This is a genomic window from Butyrivibrio sp. AE3004 (assembly GCF_000703165.1).
In the GTDB taxonomy this organism is placed as follows: Bacteria; Bacillota; Clostridia; order Lachnospirales; family Lachnospiraceae; genus Butyrivibrio.
In genome coordinates, this window is record NZ_JNLQ01000002.1 from 1,094,606 (window position 1) to 1,112,345 (window position 17,740).

A 17,740-nucleotide genomic window follows, 5' to 3' on the forward strand; every position below is an offset into this window, starting at 1 on the left:
AACCTAGGAACGGGGAAATGTATATCAGATTGACAGAAAAAGCAGTCCTTGCTGGTAAGTGGGTGTGCCACTGGATCCACAATAACTAAATACTAAATGATTGACGATTTAAAGTGTCAATGTTGTACAATTGTACTATGATAATTAGATCATAGAGGTGATTCTTTTGAAAGGTTTAGTGGCATCGAATTTTAGGCGAATACATAAAGGGCTGCTATTTGATATTATTATTATGATGGTAAGTCCTTTATTAATATTGTTGTTTGGGCAGCTCCTCAATTATCAGATGATTGATGACGGGTATGCTGCAAGTGAGATTACTATGAGCAGCGTGACGCAGTATTCCAGCGTGACTACAAAGTTTCTCTATGTAATTGAAATCTTCAGGTACTGTGGGTCAGCGCTTTGCTATTTACTTGTTATAAGCGGACTCGATGAGGTATTAAAACTTTCTGCCTCGTATAATAATTCCAGAAGAGGCTTTCTTACGCTGATCCTGGTAAATGCAATTGCACTTACAATTAAAATAGTATCTTTGATAACCGGTGAAGGGGACTTCTATGCATGGTCTGAATCGCTGTATGCAGTTATAGATTTTCTGATAAAGATAGTCCTTGGAGCCTCTTTATTTATGTTGCTTCGTGGAAACATGGATGTGCTTCGCAGCATAGGAGAGGAAGTGGCAGTGTATCGAAATCAGACCCTCTCTATGAGAGTTGCTATTTCTTTTCCTATACTCGGAATCGTAATTCTAGCTGACCATTTTGCTCCGGAAATGCCGTTGGGGTTCACAGTAGTCGTTTTTGTTTTTATGGTTTTTGTCTGGATATATACGTTTATAGCATATTTACGGGGATGTTTATGTGCCAGGGAAGTAGCAAGGATAGTTTCTGTTATCTCTGAAGAGGTCATATCATGAATGCAATAATAGCTTGCAATTTGATACTGGACAGCTGCGGTATATTGATCCTGCTGCTTCTTCTGATACCGGCATATGTTAAGAAAAATATCGGCGAAAAGAATAATCTTAGAGGGCGATTTCTTATATATGCCATGGCGGTCCATTACTATGTCTTATTTATCAATCTGATAGGGAACCTATGTATATTTTTTGCCGATGCGAAGCAGGTTGAGATTGTATGTGACGCAATGTCGCGAATTTTTATATATTTTTCTGTTGCGATAATAGCAGTAAGTATATTTTGCGATGAGAATAGTAATCTAACAATTCCTCATGGATGTGATATTCCGGTAAGGCAGATAGCATGCATGGTAATTCCAATGATATTTGCTTTCTGCATATCTCTTTTTCTCCCTAAACTGCATTTATACTCTGTTGCATGGTCTGTTTCACTTAATCTGATCTACTATATGAACCTTATAGATACGCAGGAGCGGCTTGAAGAGGAAGAGAGAAAGCTTGAGTTATCCAGGGCGGCTCAGATGGCAATTCAGATGCAGCCTCATTTTGTTTTTAATACGTTGTCTTCCATTAAAACATTATGTCGTACAGATCCGGAGGCTGCAGAAGAAAGCATTGATAATCTGGCAGGGTATCTTAGGGGCAATATTGATGCGCTTTCCTGTGAGGGCTTGATACCCTTTGACGAAGAGATGCGACATATTCATCAGTACGTAGCATTGGAGCATGCCGATCCGTCACAGAGTTTTTCTTTTGATTATGAGCTTAATGTCAGGGATTTTTCCGTACCACCATTATGTGTTCAAACCTTGGTAGAAAATGCGGTAAAGCATGGAGCACTTGTGCATCGCGATGGTACTGGAAAAGTGTTTATGTCTACGGATATGTTGGGTGATTATATTCAGATTGTTATTACTGATAATGGACCTGAACATGTGGACCTGACTGATGCTCAGAAGCAGAAAAAAGGAATTGGTATCAGTAATACAAAGAAACGCCTTCAGGCACTATGTGATGGGAGCTTGTCAATCAGTTCAGATAGTCAGGGAACAAAGGTGGTAATAATGATTCCACAAAAGGGGAGGAAGTAAATGTACACGCTCACTGTAGATGACCGCGAACTGACGGTCAAACTATTGCTTTCGATATTGCGAAAACTTGATCCGAAAGGAACACATATAGGTGCCACAAGTCCTGAAGAGGCACTTAGACAGATAAAAGACCGACAAGTTGATGTAGCATTTCTTGATGTTGAAATGCCGGGGGAGGTTAATGGCCTTGACCTGGGACGAAGGCTTAGGCAGATTTACCCAAAGCTTAACATTGTCATTATCACAGGACATAAGGAATATGCCATAGAAGCTTTTGAACTGGACGCAAGCGGGTACTTGCTTAAACCTATAACCGAAGGCGCAGTGGAGCATCAACTGTCAGTGCTGAGATTTGAACAGGAGAATAAGGAAGAGGGAAAGCCAGGGGGAAAGGTTAGAATCAGATGTTTTGGTACTTTTGAGGTTTTCCATAACGGAGTTCCGGTAGACTTTTCTTATTCCAAGAGTAAGGAACTTCTTGCCTGTCTGGTGGATCGACATGGAGCTATGTGTTCTAATGATACAATGATTGGTTGCCTCTGGCCGGATGAACCGGCTAATCAACAGACCAAGGCAAGAATAAGAAAATATGTTAAGGATCTGAGGGATACGTTTGCCTCAGTTGGTATAGAGGACATTATACGACATAAAGACCGTGTGGGTGTAGGAATTGATATTTCTAAGGTGGACTGTGATTATTACAGGTTTCTGGAGGGTGATCCGGGAGTAACCCATGCTTTTAATGGTAAATACATGATTCAATATTCTTTTGCTGAAGAAACAAGAGCTGAGCTTAATCGGCATAAGCAGGATTTTAATGAAGAGTCATCGATAGAATAGAAAAATGTGAAATCTGAAAGATTAGCGTATGAGCAGAAAGGATCAGGGCTATGGAAGAGAAAAAGATTATGACAATGCCAATGAAATTCTTTTGGAGCGTAGTTATTGTCTGTATTCTTGGTATAATTATTGGTTCGGTATGGGATTTTAACATCAATGTGGCACTTGCCAATAAAACTGATATTGGAGCTTTTTTTGCAACATACGGTTCCTACTTTTCTTACTGTCTGTATCCGGCTGCCGGAGCATGTTTTTTTGTGGGACTAAAGAAAAAAGGTGAGAAATATAACATGCTGGCATGGGTGCTTGTTATTTTGTGCTGGTTTATGGCTGTATATTATTCAAACAGTTACAACGGAAAAACTGTAAGAGCTCTTTTTAACTATACAGCAGGTGAAAGCTCACCGTTTCTTTCGATTCTAAGCTGGCTGTTCTGGGCGGTGCTTTATGGATGGGTGCCTTTTGTAGTAGTAAGGCTCCTTAACGATGCAGATCCGGATAAGCTTATTGCGGTAGGAGCTGCCATCATTGTAGCCGGTATTGCAGCTGATAATGTAAATCTATGGCTTAAGCAGGTCGGTTCAAGACCCAGATACAAATACCTGATAACTCTTGATGATCCCATGAGTAAATTCAGGAACTGGTGGCAGATGATACCTAATCTGGCAGGAAGTGATGACAGCTTCAAGAGCTGGCCTAGTGGAAACATGACTATAGCCAGTATGATGTTTGCGCTTCCGATGCTGACTGATGTATTTAAAAACAGGAGCGAAAGAAAGAACATAGTAGCTTTTGTGATCGCTTGCATATTTGTAATAGTCTATGGATATAACCGCATTCATATGACCAATCATTTTTTGACTGATGTATGTTTTGGAACACTCATCACATATCTGATCTATAGTGTGATAAGCACGGCATTCATGAAGGCAGCTAAATCATGATTATAAAAAGTGTAGGGGTAGTGGAAAATGAATCTTTTCATTAATGCATGTGTAAGAACAGAATCCAGAACTGAAAAGATCGCGGAAAAACTGCTTGAAAAGCTTGGTGAAAAAGCAGACAAAGTCAGACTGTCAGAAGTTGCATTTCCGTTAACCAGCGAGGATTTCCTTAGAAAAAGAGATAATTACATAAAAGAAAAGGATTATAGTGATCCATATTTTGATCTGGCAAAACAGTTCGCCAAAGCAGACATGATTGTTATAGCTGCACCTTATTGGGATTTGTCTTTTCCTGCAGTGCTTAAGCTATATATAGAACATATCAATGTTCTGGGAATAACCTTTGAGTATTCGTCCGAAGGTATACCTATTGGCTTGTGTAAGGCCAAAAAGCTTTATTACGTAATGACTGCAGGCGGCTATTATGTACCGGAAGAGTATGGATTTGGATATATAAAAGCGCTCGCAGAAAACTACTATGGCATAAAGGATGTGGAGCTAATTAAAGCGACAGGTCTCGATATACAAGGAAATGATGCGGAGATGATACTACAAAAATGTATTAGCAATTTGCATGTTGATATATAAAGCACTCTGAGTGCGTAACATCGATTTTGCTTATATAAGCATATGCTGACGCCAATCTTTTTTATGAGGTAAACCTTTTGGGAATATGTGATTTTAGCTCTGTGATACAGACAATAAAAGAGTATATCAGCGATTCAAGGGAACTTAGCCAGACCGATCTGCTTTATGAAGTGTTTGCAACATTTATAAATGATGAAGAGAACTCAGGCTATGACTTTGATATAGCTCTTGTATGTAAATGGTTTAACGGCCAGAAGGCTCTGACGCCTAAGATATCCAGGTATTATCAGGAACATCAAATGGAAGATGTTCTTATAAATGATATCAGAGAAAATGTTGTTCCCTTGTTTTATGATGCGTCCATGTGCGCAGAAAAAACATATGATCTTCTTATGCTTGATGATACGATCTCAGGTACCATGAAGGCGCACATTACAGAACAGTTTCCGCGCTCTGATCCTGAGGGGATAGCGAGACTCATAGGTAGGACTCTTTACTTCACACTTCAGCGGAATTTCATAAAACACACGGATGATACAATGCTTTCAATTGCAGAGGGGAAGCTTTCTCCTGCTGTTTCCACATATATAATAGGCAGCAATCCGCCTTTACCATGTAAATACTTTGTTGGTAGGCAAGCTGAGATTAAGAATATCAGGGATGTCCTGACTGGTTCAGGGAAGGTTTTCCTGCATGGTATAGCAGGCATGGGCAAGAGTGAGACGGCGAAGGCTTATGCAAAGACCTACAGAAAAGAATACACAAATCAGATCTATATATTCTATTCAGGAAGTCTTCAAAGAGACATTGCATCACTTGAATTTGTTAATGATCCTTTTGATGCAACAGAAGAAGAGCTGTTCAGGCAGCATAACAGGTTTCTCAGAACTCTTAAGGAAGATACCCTGCTCATCATTGACAATTTTAATATCGAATCAGATCCCGATCCCATCCTGGCAGTTGTAATGAAATATTCATGCCATGTTCTTTTAACAACAAGAAATCTTATAAGTGGCGGAGAAAGCATCTATCTGGATGAGCTGGATCTTGGTGCCCAGGAAGCACTTATGCAGAACCTTTATAAAGATGCTGCAGATCATGAGCATGCAATCTCGAGTATCATATTTAACGTGCAAAATCATACCTTTGCAATAGAACTTGCTGCAAGGATGCTGCAGAAAGGGATAATGACACCTGAAGAACTCAGTGAGAGGTTGTTCTTTGCACCGGTGGATATGTCATCATCTGATAAGATAAAGGTGTCCAAGGACGGCGAGACTGAAAAAGCCACCTATGCAGATCATATCAGGACACTGTTTGGCCTATACAAACTGGCACCGGAATATCATGATATACTGCGTTGTATGACTCTCATGCCTGAGAAAGGGGCATCTAAGAAATATTTTGCAAGATGGATGGGAATTACCAATCTTAATCCTGTGTCCGAGCTTATTGAAATAGGGCTGATCCATGAAGGTGAAGGTCACCGGATAAGTATCCATGGGATAATACAGAAACTCATTATAGCTGAGCTTAAGCCAAGCATAAGCGGTTGTAAAAACTTTTTGGAAAATATCCAGTATGACTGCACTCTTCATGGAAATGATGAACCTGATTATTATGATGCTATTCCTGAGGTGATCGACAAGGCTATATTGAGTCTTACTTGCGATGAGCCCATGCTCCTACTCAGGGTTGTGGAAGATGCATATGCATATTTTGACAGACCGAACACTTATGTTGATATGTCATTCTGGCTTTCTTTCATGGAAAGCATGATAGAAAAAGAAGGCATCGGTGATGTCAGGGACAGGATTCTCCTGCTGGATTATAAAGCGTCCCAGGCAAGGGATGATGATGATAATGGAGAAGCCCTGAAATATGAGAAAGAAGCGGCATCGCTTATAACGGAAGTTACTGCGGATAATGCGCTGCTGTATTCAAATGTACATGCAAATCTTGGAACACTTTATTGTATGAGGGGCGAACTTGATAATGCACGTCCGCACATCGAAGAAGGTATCAGGATTTTGAAGGAGTTTGATCTTCTGTATATGCATGACGCAATACCACAGACCTGCTTGTTTGCACAGCTGCAGGCAGCGTATGGCAATGTAGATGCAGCGCTTGGCATCTTAAAAAAGGCAGGGAAAGTCGTAGCAAGAGAAATTTCCGTATACTCAACAGACTATGCAAATATAGAAGAGACCATTGGAAGCATCCTTGCATCTGCAGGGAAAACAAGGGATGCAATAGATCACTTTAGAAATGTCCTAAAGGCTTATGCTGAAATATACGAATATGATCCTGAATGCCTGTGCAGGATATGCGAAAGACTATGCACTTACTTTCCGAAGCCGGATGATGCAAGGTTTTCGTTATTGGATAATGCAAGAAGCCTTTGTGATAAAAAGTTGGGATAAATATGTTTTCATAAAAAATGCAAAAAGCCAATTGTCGGTCAATTGTTGGTCAATGCATAGCGATTCTATGTGTTTTATCCTTATAATGGATCGAGTGGTATCAAAAGAGTTCCACATTGATACCAAATCTGCTTGATCCGGAAAGGTGGTCAAAAGATGACCGGTATATTTACAACTGAATATTTTGGAACTTACATCAAAGAGATTGGGAATGCAGATTTCCTGGTCTCTTTTTTCGTATGGTCCGGCAATACTGAAGGAAAGGAGATAACTGCGAAATGAAGGAGCATGGAGAAATTGTAGTCATCGGCATTGACCATGGCTATGGAAACATCAAAACAGCATCAACATGCACTCCTACTGGTATCACTGCTTATGATACTGAGCCGATTTTTTCGGAAAACATTCTGGAATACAAAGGCATCTATTATCGCATCGGTGACACCCATAAAGAGTTTGTTGATAACAAGGTATCTGATGAAGACTACTATTTTCTGACACTAATGGCAATAGCCCGTGAACTGCATACAGCGCATCTGTATGAAGCAAAAGTGCATCTGGCTGTAGGACTGCCACTTACATGGATATACAGGCAGAAGGAAGAATTCAGACAGTACATGCTTAAGAATGAGTATGCTGAGTTTAAGTGGAACAGCGAACTATACAAAGTGCATATTACGGGCTGCTCTGTATATCCCCAGGGATACCCTGCTATTATAGGAAAGATTAATGACAGCCTGGGACTGAATCTTCTTGCTGATATTGGGAACGGAACCATGAATCTCATTTTTCTTAATGGGAAAAAGCCAGATGAAAAGCGGAGTTTCACCGAAAAACTTGGAGTAAACCAGTGTGTCATAGCTGTAAGAGATGCTGTATCTAAAGAATTCCAGACCACAATTGATGAGCGTGTGATTCAGCAGGTTTTAAGGAAAAACGAAGCTGATATTTCAACTGCATATCTTGAGGTGATCAGAAATACCGCCAGGGAATATGCGGGGAAGGTATTCACTGCCCTTAGGGAACACGAGTATAACCCTGATCTTATGAGGCTCTATATCGTAGGTGGAGGAGGGTGTATCATTAAGAACTTTGGAAATTATGATGCTTCCAGAGTGACGATCATTGATGATATCTGTGCAACGGCCAAGGGCTATGAACTGCTGGCGTATCTTAGCCTTAACAGAAAGAAGGAATGTGCATGAGTGAAAATGTAAAAAGCACAAATCTTCGCTTCAATCTTGATAAGGCTGCGGATAAAAAGGCCTGGGAGTATCTGCAGACAATGGATAAAGAAGAATTCCGCTCATACAGCCATGCCGTTGCCGTGAGCGTCAATTATTTCTTTGACAGATACTATAAGGCAAAAGATGATCCCTATCTGGAGACCAGGGAAAAAGAAGAAAGATTTGTACAAAAGATCGTGGAAGCGGTGGAGCATGCCTTAGGGAATGTTCTGCCGTTATTTTTGTCCGGCTATGCTGCTGCTTTATGCACAGCAGCACAGGATGGAACGATGATCATTCCAAAAAGTACGGCAGGAATAGCTGCTGAGGACAGCGCAGATAACAGCGGGACTGATGAGGCAGATATTGAAGTAAATCCTGAAGACATCCCATGGGACTATCTTGATGGATGATATTTGTAGTACCAGACACTTCATACTTTTGGCACCAATACTGACTGAAATCAGCGGATTTGGACACCTGCTTTCTGATCCCCAAATTCAGTCAGAGCGTATTGGTGCTTTTTTAATGACAAGAAACAGCAAAGTGGTATCAAACCGGTACTTCTGCAACAATTTAGAAAGGACAAAAATCATGAGTGATAACGAAAACAATGTAATGACACCGGAAGAAAAAGCAGCTATTCAGGCAAGACATCGCATGGAACAGGCTGAGAACAGAGACAGGGCAAGGGAAAACAAAGCAAAGGTAAAGCGCCATATAGATATGGGCAGGATACTGGAAAAAGCGTTTCCTGCATCACAGTATATGACAATGGAAGAGCTTGAGGATTACCTTACAGAGCTCTTTAAGCTTGCCTCATAGGAACTAAGAAACATGACATAAGCTTCCCTTCGAAAAGAAGGGCGCACTTACTCACCACCTGCCCTTGGCAGGTGGTGGCGTGCGCTCTACGAGGTCAAAAGCTTTACGGCCAGGAAAGAACTCCTTTCCTGGCTTTTCCATTTATATCAGGAGATTGACACAATGAACTATTTTCATCTTGAAGCAAAAGTGATAAGCCGCGGAGCTGGGCGTTCTGCTGTAGCATCATCGGCCTATGCATCCTGCAGCGAGCTTTATAACGATTATGACGGCGTGACACATGACTACCGCAAGAAAACCGGACTTGTTCATAGTGAAGTCATGTTACCGCCAATGGCCCCTGCAGAATGGGCAGACAGAGAAAAACTGTGGAATGCAGTTGAAAAAGTTGAGAAAACAAGAGACAGCCGACTGTCAAGAGAACTTGTCGTAGCCCTTCCAAGGGAGCTGGATTCTGCGGTCTGGGTAGAGATGCTTGAGAAATATCTTAATGAAGAATGCGTATCAAAAGGGATGTGTGCAGATTTCAGCATTCATGATGTGAACAAGTACAATCCGCATGCTCACATAATGCTTACCATGCGTCCTCTTAACGATGATGGCTCATGGCAGGCAAAGACCCAGAAGGAATACGTCTGTTATAATGATGGTGTTGAAAAAGGCTTTACTGCTGATGAATTCAAAACCGCGAAGGATCTTGGATGGGAGAAGCAGTATCTCTACAGCATCCCAGGTAAGAAAAAGAAGATATATCTAACTCCGGCTCAGGCTGCCACTATCGAAGGTTCCAAGAGGACATCCAAGTATCCCAAGAGTTCAAAATATGGAAGACAGAATCCCATATGCGAGGAATGGAACAGCGACAGGCAGCTGCAGACCTGGCGAAAGTCATGGGAAGATATCATAAACAGCTATCAGGAAAGATATGGCATAGCTGAGCGGGTTAGCTGCGAGAGCCATGCCGCAAGGGGCATCAAGGAACAGCCGACTATACACGAAGGTTATTATGCAAGGAACATGGAAAAAGAAGGGCTTGTATCCGACAGATGCGAGATAAACCGCCAGATCAAGTCTGATAACAGCCTTCTTCGAAAACTTCAGAAGGAAGTAAAGGCATACTCAAAAGCTGCCTCAGACAATATCCCGGCAATTGCTTCAAAGCTTGAAAAGTTCTTTAAAAGCCTTGTTGTTTACACTTTTCAGCTGCATCTGAAGAAGAAACAGAAAAAGGCAGCCGAGAAAAGGCTTGGTGAACTGAAAGAACTAAAGACAATCTATGAAGACTGTACCGCAAAGATAAGCTCCCGGGCTGAAGAGCGGAAAGAATTCAACGGAAAGCTTAAGAACTTGAAACCATATCAAAAGGTTAAGTTTATCAAATACACAAGTCATGTGACTGTACTCACAGAAGAAATTGAGGAAATTAAGAGCGAAAGGGCTGCTGCACTTTCCAGATATGGTATGCCCGATGGTACGAGGATCACGGACATTCGAAAGGCAATCAAGGAAGCTGAAGGCATAGTGGAAAAGCTGGGTGGTCAGATACCTGAAATCAAAAAGTCCAAAGAAGATACTCTTGAAAAATATAAGGACGAGATCCACGCTCTCAGCTCAGATATGTTTGTTCAGATTTCTGAGGAAAGAACAAAAGTACATTCTGAATATGAGGACGAATCAAGGCAGTTACTGAAGGACAGCCTCAAGGCATCATTTGATAAGGATCTTTTTGATAAGACTACCAAAGAAGTAAATGCAGAGCTTTCAGAAATTGAGCCATCTGTAATGCCTGAGATGGAGCACAAGAGGAGATCTCTTGTAGCTGATCTTAGGGCAGATAAGGAGCTTGCAGCAAGAACGCCCAGAAAGGTCAAGGAAAAGGATAAAGATAAGGGCATGTCACTGTAGTGTCACAGAAGAAATCATATTATTTACAGGCATGGCAGGTGCAGTATTGGAACTTGCCAGCTTGGGAAAGGAGGAATGATGAAAAAGTACTATGATAACAGGGAAGATAACATTGCTTTTGAGAGATGGGTAGATGTTACTGCAAGACTGATGGTGAAGTACGGCCCAGGGTTGCTTAAGAGGTTGGAGAAGGAAAACATGGTCTTGTATATGATAGATTACGAGTTCTGCACGGATGGGGCAGAATCAGATTCTTGCACAAATGATCGTGATGTTGTACTTGGCTATTCTTATGTAGTAAGTGCTGCCTGACAACAATGAATTACACGTTGTGTACAAGAATTATTTATGGTAAACTTATACACAACGTGTAATTGAGAAAGGGGCATCTCATGGATGATAAAGCGAAAAAAATAAAAGAACTACGCGAAAGTACTGGTATGAACCGCAAGGAATTCTGCGAGTATTTTAATATTCCTTACAGGACTGTTACTGAGTGGGAGCGTGATATGAGGCATGCACCTGATTATGTTGTGAGGCTTTTGGAGTATTACATAAGGATGGAAAAACTGCTGAAAAAGGATGATGAGAAGGAATAATTGTCTTGGAATCAGTATGTTTAAACAGGTCGAAATCGACCTGTTTATAATCTGAATGATCCTAAACCCCTTGAATTCGAGGGGTTTAAAAGAAGTGAGGAGCAATATGGAAAAAGGAAACAAATCAAGAAATGTATCTGTAATTAAGGATGCAGATGGAAACAGCATTGTCATGATAAATGACATTATCTTTAAGGGTAAGCGAAGCCTGAACTGGGAAGATGTCGAACAGTATCTTAAAGATTATGTGGGAGAGTTTTACTCAATAGCAGAGGATGGAGAAATCATATATATTGGGACAACTCTTCCAGGGGAATATGCCGGATCTGTTTATACCAAGAAGCTGAAAGGTGCGGTTGCTAAAGCTAAGGCAAATGCTGCACAGGGAATACCGGAAATGATTGAAATAGCTACGAATGGGGTGTTCGAAGAAAACAGGAAGAAAAAGCATGGCCGTGATGCTAAGAATGGATGGTATAGGTATGACACTCGTTTTGGATTACCAATCTATGGTGAAGATGATGAAATCACAGGATACAATATTTTTCACGCCAGACTATTGATAAGACATGCAGGCAGTGGGAAGAAATATCTATATGATGTTATGGAAATAAAAAAAGAAACGAGCAAGTCCTGTCAGGCCGAAGCCCTACCCGGTGAAAAACCCATTTCTTAATCCTTATCTTAAATAGGTTTGTTACAGTTGTCAACAGAAAAATGGAGGGAGATGACAATTTATGACAAAGACTAAGAAAACTAAGTGTTACATATATACAAGAGTATCCACCGCTATTCAGGTTGATGGATACTCTCTGGAAGCTCAGAAAGAAAAAATCAGAAAGTATGCGGAATACCAGGATATGGAAATTGCAGGCGAGTATTCTGATGAAGGATTCTCCGGCAAGAACATAAAGGGCAGGCATGAATTTCAGAGAATGCTTAATGATATCGAAGATTGCAAGGACGGGGTAAAATACGTCCTTGTTTTCAAGTTGTCGAGATTTGGAAGAAATGCTGCGGATATTCTTAATTCATTGCAGCTTATGCAGGACTTTGGTGTAAACCTTATCTGTGTAGAAGATAGCATCGACAGCTCGAAGGAGGCCGGAAAGCTTCTTATATCAATCCTTGCTGCTGTAGCTGAGATGGAGCGTGAGAATATAAGAGTTCAGACAATGGCAGGTCGTGAGCAGAAGGCTCGTGAAGGCAAATGGAACGGAGGTTTTGCCCCTTATGGCTACAAGCTTGTTGAAGGCGGGCTTGAGATAGCAGATGATGAGGTGGAGATCATTAAGCTGATCTATGATCGTTATATTCACACTAATTCCGGTATCAATGGTGTGGCAAGCTATCTTAACATTCATGGATACACGAAGAAACTTCGTCAGAACAACACCATATCAGGCTTTTCATCCAGTTTTGTAAAGGATGTTTTGGATAATCCGGTTTATATGGGGAAAATTGCATATGGAAGACGCAAGACAGAGAAGAAGATAGGCACACGTAACGAGATGCATGTGGTGGAGCAGTCAGAGTTCCCTATCTACGAGGGTGCTCACGAAGCCATTATTTCTGAAGAGGACTGGAATCTTGCTCAGGCTAAGAGAAAGGAAAATGCATATGTACGGCAGAAGGTTCATGACATTGATCATGCTCACATCCTATCAGGTATATTGAAATGCCCGTGTTGTGGCAAAAGCCTCTATGGAAATATAGCCAAGGCTCATAGCAAGGATAACAAGACCAGGTATTATTACTATTGTAAGAATACTCTTGGTGCAACAGGACACAAGTGTACTTTCAGGCTGAACATTGAGCAGAATGAAATGAATAATCTAGTCGCATCCATCATATCAGCAATGGTAAAGGATGATCAATTCAAGAGTGCTATCAAGGAAAAGATTGGAAATGCTGTGGATACAGAGGAACTTGAGAATGAGAAAGATGTTCTCAGGGGGCAGCTTAAGCAGGCTGTTGGCACAAAGAATCGACTGGCAAAGCAGATGGATTGCCTCGATGTTGATGATCCGCACTATGACAGGAAAGTTTCAGATCTGCAGAGCCGTTATGATGAGCAGTATGATATTATAGAGGATATAGAGAACCAGATTGATGAAGTACAGAAGCAGATAGACAGTATCGTGCAGGAAAATCTGTCTGGAACAAGTGTCTACAATCTCCTGCTTGCGTTCAATAAACTCTATAAGGACTTTACCGAAGCTGAGCAGAAGGAATTCATGAGAGCGTTCATTGACAGGATAGACATCTATCCGGAAAAGCCTGCTAAAGGCTGCTGGGTAAAGAATATAGTCTTCAATTTCCCCGTTCCGATAAATGGTAGGAATGTTAGAGAATTGTCCTTGGAAAATGAAACAATACTCGAGACGGTATGCTTGTTGTCCAAACTAAATGATATAAAACAAGCAATAAATGCGATGTAATGCGAGTTATTGCTATGATATGATAAGGACATGTGTTTTCTTGATGGGAGCACATGTCTTTTATGTTGGAGGAATAGCAATGATAATAGCATTACTTACAATGGATGATTTTTCAACTGGGAATACGCCTTCAATAGTGGATTATCTGGAAGAAAAGAATATACCTGTAATCATGTTCGCGTGGGGACAGAATGTTGAACGCAATCATGATGAGGCTTTATATGCGGTAAAAAAGGGAATTATTATCGGTAATCACAGCTATACGCATCCTCATTTTTCTGAGATTTCTTTTGATGAAGGAGTTAAAGAGATTGAAAAATGTGAGAGTGTACTGGATGAATTGTATAAAGAAGCCGGAGTCCGGAGAAAATACAAGCCGTTTCGATTTCCTTATGGAGATAAAGGTGGAGAAAATAAAGAAATTTTCCAAAATTATCTGGTTGAGCACAGCTTTGATAAAGTTGATGATACGAATATTCCTTATTCATGGTGGAAAGAAAATGGACTTGATAAGGATATAGATACATTTTGGACTTATGATTTTGCTGAATATAATATCAGACCTGACAGCTATCACATTTTGCTGCTTCATTCTCATGATGAAACTGAGGAGATGGTGCCCGGATACTATAAGAAGATACTTGATGAATGTCTTGCTAAAGGCATTGAATTTGTGACTCCGGATTTTCTATGAAATTGCCGATAAATATGCGTGTTATAAACTTCCTGAATTATGGCATTTGGAGGAATAAAAATGGGGAACTCAAATATTGAACTAAAGCGTATGCGGAATATATGCTGAATGAAATACAGAACTGAAAGCAAACGTGATGAAAAGCATGATATTGAGGAGACTTTTATATGAAGAATGTTGATATTTTGGGGGCAAATCGTTTTGAAACATACAGCAAAGTAAGAGACTGTTTACTTGATAGCACAGTTACAACAACCTCGCTGAAGACCGTTACCTCTACGCTTTTTGAAACTGCACTCTCGGGCAGACATGCTTCGAATTAGGTTGGTTATTTTGCGGGCGATGTTCTAGTATATGAAATCTTTATGCTTTTTTTAGATTACCCTCAGTCTGGTTATAGTAATATTGAAACATAGTAAGAAATTGAAAGAAAAGAGTATTTTGCGAGGCTATGACACAGAATAACAGATAATGGAACATTCTACAAAGCATAAAGAATAGCAAATATGAGGGTTGAGTGATATGAAAAAGATAACTGCCGGCGACATAATGCATGTTTACGGAGGCTTTGGACAGGAATCAGATTACAATGTAAGACTGGTTATTAGATTAAAAGATGAGATTGACGGCAATATGCTGCAGGAAGCGGTAGCATCAGCTGCCGGACGTTATCCGTACCTTCTTCTAAAAATGAAGCGTAATGATAATGAAATCTATTACGAGGAGAACAATGAGCCTATAGCTGTCCTTAACACAAAGAAGAGAGTGACCCTTGGTGCAGAAGAAACGGGATATCACATGTGGGCAGTCTGCTACTTTGAAGATAAGATATACCTCGATTTTTATCATGGACTTTGTGATGGGACAGGAATGTACATGGTTTTGTCCACGATACTCTATTATTACACCAAGCTGAGGTATGGGGATGTTGAAAGCGAGGGAATCAGGACTCTTGATGATGAGATTGAGCCCGAGGAGTATATTGATCCGCAGGATCTTTTGCCTGAGATTGATATAAGCAATATTCCTACCCCACAACTTGAGCCTGCTTTTTCATTGATTGAAGACGGAGGCCTTACGCCCTGCGAACAGAAGCTATATGATGTTGTGATTCCCGAAAAGGACTTTTTAAAGTTTTCATCAGCCAATGATGCAAGTCCCGGAGTAATGGTGTCAATACTGATTGCACGCACGATTGATAAGCTTTTCCCTGAGAGAAATAAAGGAATAATGGGGTCCTATGTTATTAACGCCAGACCAATGCTGCATGCTCCAAAGACACATCATAACTGTGTGAGTACAGTTTTCTTTGATTATTCCGGTAAAATCAGGAAAATGCCCTTTGACAGACAGTGTACAGTATATCGAGGAAAAACTTTCATACAAAGTGAAGAGGAGAGGATACAGAAGGCGATGACCGTTGGTTCTTCCAGGAATAAGGCAATTGCCAAAGCAACTCCGCAAGTAGAGGCAAAGATGCAGACCTATGGAATGATGCTATCAAAAGGCAGAAAACTGTTTACGTGCATGGTAAGTTATGTCGGAAAATGGAAATATCCATCTGTTGGAAAATATATAAAGGAATTTTGGACACATGTACCAAACGCAAATGGATTTCTGGTTGAGATAGCGGCAGTAAATGGAAAGATTTTTATGACAATGCATCAAAACTTTGAGGAAGACATTTTGGTAAGGGCTTTTGAAAAAGAGCTAACAGAGAACGGAATAAGCTTTGAAACTACTGAAATGTTAAACGATGTGGCGCATATGGATCTACCTGAAAAGGTATAAGAAATCCTGATGAATTTGACTTAAAAAAGTGCAATAAAGAGGGTATTTCTTTTTAAATCAGTGAACCGGTCCTCAAAAAGTTATACCAAAAAAATCTAACTTTTTGTGGTTACCGCACAGACAAACTGGAGGTTAAAACAGATGACAACTGACAAAGAACTATTTGAACGTGCTAACCCGGTTTCAAAGACAGCAGTAACAACACTGTCTCAGAGGGCAGCTGCAGGATATGAGAAGGCTGCAGAGATCCTTAAGAGACTTAATGTTGATATGGACTATTACAAAAACAGTGCCGTTACAGATGAGCGTATCAGAGACGTTGGGATACTCATACACGAGCTTAGGCATGTTGCGATGAACAGGACAATTGAAGAAAGTGGAATAAATACAATTTTTGATCTGCCGTGTGGTTATTCGCAGCGAGTTTTTGAAATGCTTGATCTCGGAAAGACCTATGTGGGTGGTGACCTTCCGGCGGTAATCGACAGTTTTTTACCCGTTGTAAATGAGATGCTTACGGATGAGGAGAAAAAGAGGGCTTCCTTTAAGGTGGTTGATGTTACAAGCTATGAATCACTGGAAAAGGCTGTTGAACATATTGACGGACCAATCTGCATAACTATGGAAGGTCTTACGCCGTATCTGAACAAGGAAGAAAAGAAAAGGCTGTTTGCCAACATGAAGCGGCTGCTCGCTGCAAAAGGCGGCTGCTGGCTTGCCGCAGATGCTGAGACAATGGCATATTATCGTGCCGGAATAGGAACCTTTGCAAAGACCAAAGAAGAAGGACAGCAGATGCTGAATGCGTTTTTGACAGCATTTAACAGTCAGTCCGACTCAGATATTATGGGAACTATTCTGGTTGAAAGAAAAGGCGAAAAAAGCTCATCCGATCTAAACGGCGGATTTGATCTGAATGTAGTTGAAAAGGTATATAATTCGTACGGCCTAAATGTTGAGCGGATACCATATTATCGCGACGATATTGAACTGAAGATGTTCTCAAAGCTTACACCGGAGCAGATTGCCAGGCTTAAGACATTCATTAAGGATGTACACATTTGGAAGATTACTTCTAATCCTGATGTGTCATTTGATGATTCTACGCAAAACTCGTATGAGGAAGGCGATTTTTCATCTACCTTCCGGAATGCGTCAGGCAAACTGCATATAAAGCTTAACGGACGGGTTGATTCATTAACGGCACCTGCTTTCCTGAAGGCCTGGGAAGAGGAATTTGGTAATAATAAGGTTGATTCGGTGATAATAGACTGCGCAGACCTTCAGTATATATCCTCAGCAGGACTAAGAGTTCTGCTCATAATAAAAAAGGCTCTTCCAGACAATGAGCTCATTCTTCATAATGTTGATGAGCCTATCATGGATATACTTGATACCACAGGTTTTTCAGACCTGTTTACAGTAGCAGACTGACAAGTACATCATCATAA

At 40.7% G+C, this 17,740-nt stretch carries 19 protein-coding genes; all 19 read left to right on the top strand.

Going from position 1 to position 17,740, the window contains the following annotated elements; all coding sequences use genetic code 11:
- Positions 1-232: 232 nt before the first annotated feature.
- The 19 genes from BV60_RS0107990 to BV60_RS0108080 all read left to right on the top strand — a co-directional run bounded on the left by BV60_RS0107990 (position 233) and on the right by BV60_RS0108080 (position 17,723).
- Entirely contained in the window at positions 233-919 is a 687-nt protein-coding gene (locus BV60_RS0107990; protein WP_029320743.1) for a hypothetical protein, read from the top strand.
- A complete protein-coding gene (locus tag BV60_RS0107995) occupies positions 916-2,013 on the top strand; it encodes a sensor histidine kinase (protein WP_029320744.1) in 1,098 nt (365 codons plus the stop codon). The genes BV60_RS0107990 and BV60_RS0107995 overlap by 4 nt, the downstream gene beginning before the upstream one ends.
- The gene (locus tag BV60_RS0108000) at positions 2,014-2,853 is read left to right on the top strand and encodes a response regulator (protein ID WP_026511605.1); all 840 of its coding nucleotides are present in this window, start codon (positions 2,014-2,016) and stop codon (positions 2,851-2,853) included.
- A 50-nt stretch (positions 2,854-2,903) separates the two neighbouring features.
- Positions 2,904-3,797 (top strand): phosphatase PAP2 family protein, encoded by an 894-nt coding sequence (locus BV60_RS0108005; protein ID WP_029320745.1) that lies wholly within the window; start codon positions 2,904-2,906, stop codon positions 3,795-3,797.
- 27 nt (positions 3,798-3,824) lie between these two features.
- Positions 3,825-4,385 (top strand): NAD(P)H-dependent oxidoreductase, encoded by a 561-nt coding sequence (locus tag BV60_RS0108010; protein ID WP_051656587.1) that lies wholly within the window; start codon positions 3,825-3,827, stop codon positions 4,383-4,385.
- 77 nt (positions 4,386-4,462) lie between these two features.
- Positions 4,463-6,808, top strand: a complete 2,346-nt coding sequence (locus BV60_RS0108015) for a hypothetical protein (RefSeq protein WP_029320747.1) — start codon at positions 4,463-4,465, stop codon at positions 6,806-6,808.
- 156 nt (positions 6,809-6,964) lie between these two features.
- Positions 6,965-7,090, top strand: a complete 126-nt coding sequence (locus BV60_RS24025) for a hypothetical protein (protein WP_255358102.1) — start codon at positions 6,965-6,967, stop codon at positions 7,088-7,090.
- The gene (locus BV60_RS0108025; RefSeq protein ID WP_029320748.1) at positions 7,087-8,013 is read left to right on the top strand and encodes a ParM/StbA family protein; all 927 of its coding nucleotides are present in this window, start codon (positions 7,087-7,089) and stop codon (positions 8,011-8,013) included. The genes BV60_RS24025 and BV60_RS0108025 overlap by 4 nt, the downstream gene beginning before the upstream one ends.
- On the top strand, positions 8,010-8,447 hold the full coding sequence (locus BV60_RS21005) for a hypothetical protein (RefSeq protein WP_035777148.1): 438 nt from the start codon (positions 8,010-8,012) through the stop codon (positions 8,445-8,447). Before BV60_RS0108025 ends, BV60_RS21005 begins: the two co-directional genes overlap by 4 nt.
- A complete protein-coding gene (locus BV60_RS23755; protein WP_242840961.1) occupies positions 8,440-8,859 on the top strand; it encodes a hypothetical protein in 420 nt (139 codons plus the stop codon). Before BV60_RS21005 ends, BV60_RS23755 begins: the two co-directional genes overlap by 8 nt.
- Before the next feature lie 162 nt (positions 8,860-9,021).
- A complete protein-coding gene (mobQ, locus tag BV60_RS0108040) occupies positions 9,022-10,764 on the top strand; it encodes a MobQ family relaxase (RefSeq protein ID WP_029320753.1) in 1,743 nt (580 codons plus the stop codon).
- A 78-nt stretch (positions 10,765-10,842) separates the two neighbouring features.
- A complete protein-coding gene (locus tag BV60_RS0108045) occupies positions 10,843-11,076 on the top strand; it encodes a hypothetical protein (protein WP_029320755.1) in 234 nt (77 codons plus the stop codon).
- 80 nt (positions 11,077-11,156) lie between these two features.
- Complete coding sequence (locus tag BV60_RS0108050; RefSeq protein WP_026528699.1) at positions 11,157-11,363, top strand: helix-turn-helix domain-containing protein; 207 nt, start codon at positions 11,157-11,159, stop codon at positions 11,361-11,363.
- Between the two features lie 106 nt (positions 11,364-11,469).
- Positions 11,470-12,039 (top strand): hypothetical protein, encoded by a 570-nt coding sequence (locus BV60_RS0108055; RefSeq protein ID WP_035773491.1) that lies wholly within the window; start codon positions 11,470-11,472, stop codon positions 12,037-12,039.
- A gap of 61 nt (positions 12,040-12,100) precedes the next feature.
- On the top strand, positions 12,101-13,804 hold the full coding sequence (locus tag BV60_RS0108060; RefSeq protein WP_029320759.1) for a recombinase family protein: 1,704 nt from the start codon (positions 12,101-12,103) through the stop codon (positions 13,802-13,804).
- A gap of 79 nt (positions 13,805-13,883) precedes the next feature.
- Positions 13,884-14,498 carry a polysaccharide deacetylase family protein gene (locus tag BV60_RS21010; RefSeq protein WP_035777154.1) on the top strand — a complete coding sequence of 205 codons (615 nt, stop codon included), beginning with the start codon at positions 13,884-13,886 and terminating at the stop codon, positions 14,496-14,498.
- Positions 14,499-14,665: 167 nt separating this feature from the next.
- Positions 14,666-14,821, top strand: a complete 156-nt coding sequence (locus BV60_RS23165; RefSeq protein ID WP_156036036.1) for a hypothetical protein — start codon at positions 14,666-14,668, stop codon at positions 14,819-14,821.
- Positions 14,822-15,020: 199 nt separating this feature from the next.
- Positions 15,021-16,289: a hypothetical protein gene (locus BV60_RS0108075; protein WP_029320763.1), complete on the top strand. Its 1,269-nt coding sequence runs from the start codon at positions 15,021-15,023 to the stop codon at positions 16,287-16,289.
- Between the two features lie 141 nt (positions 16,290-16,430).
- Entirely contained in the window at positions 16,431-17,723 is a 1,293-nt protein-coding gene (locus tag BV60_RS0108080) for an STAS domain-containing protein (RefSeq protein WP_029320764.1), read from the top strand.
- Positions 17,724-17,740: the final 17 nt, after the last annotated feature.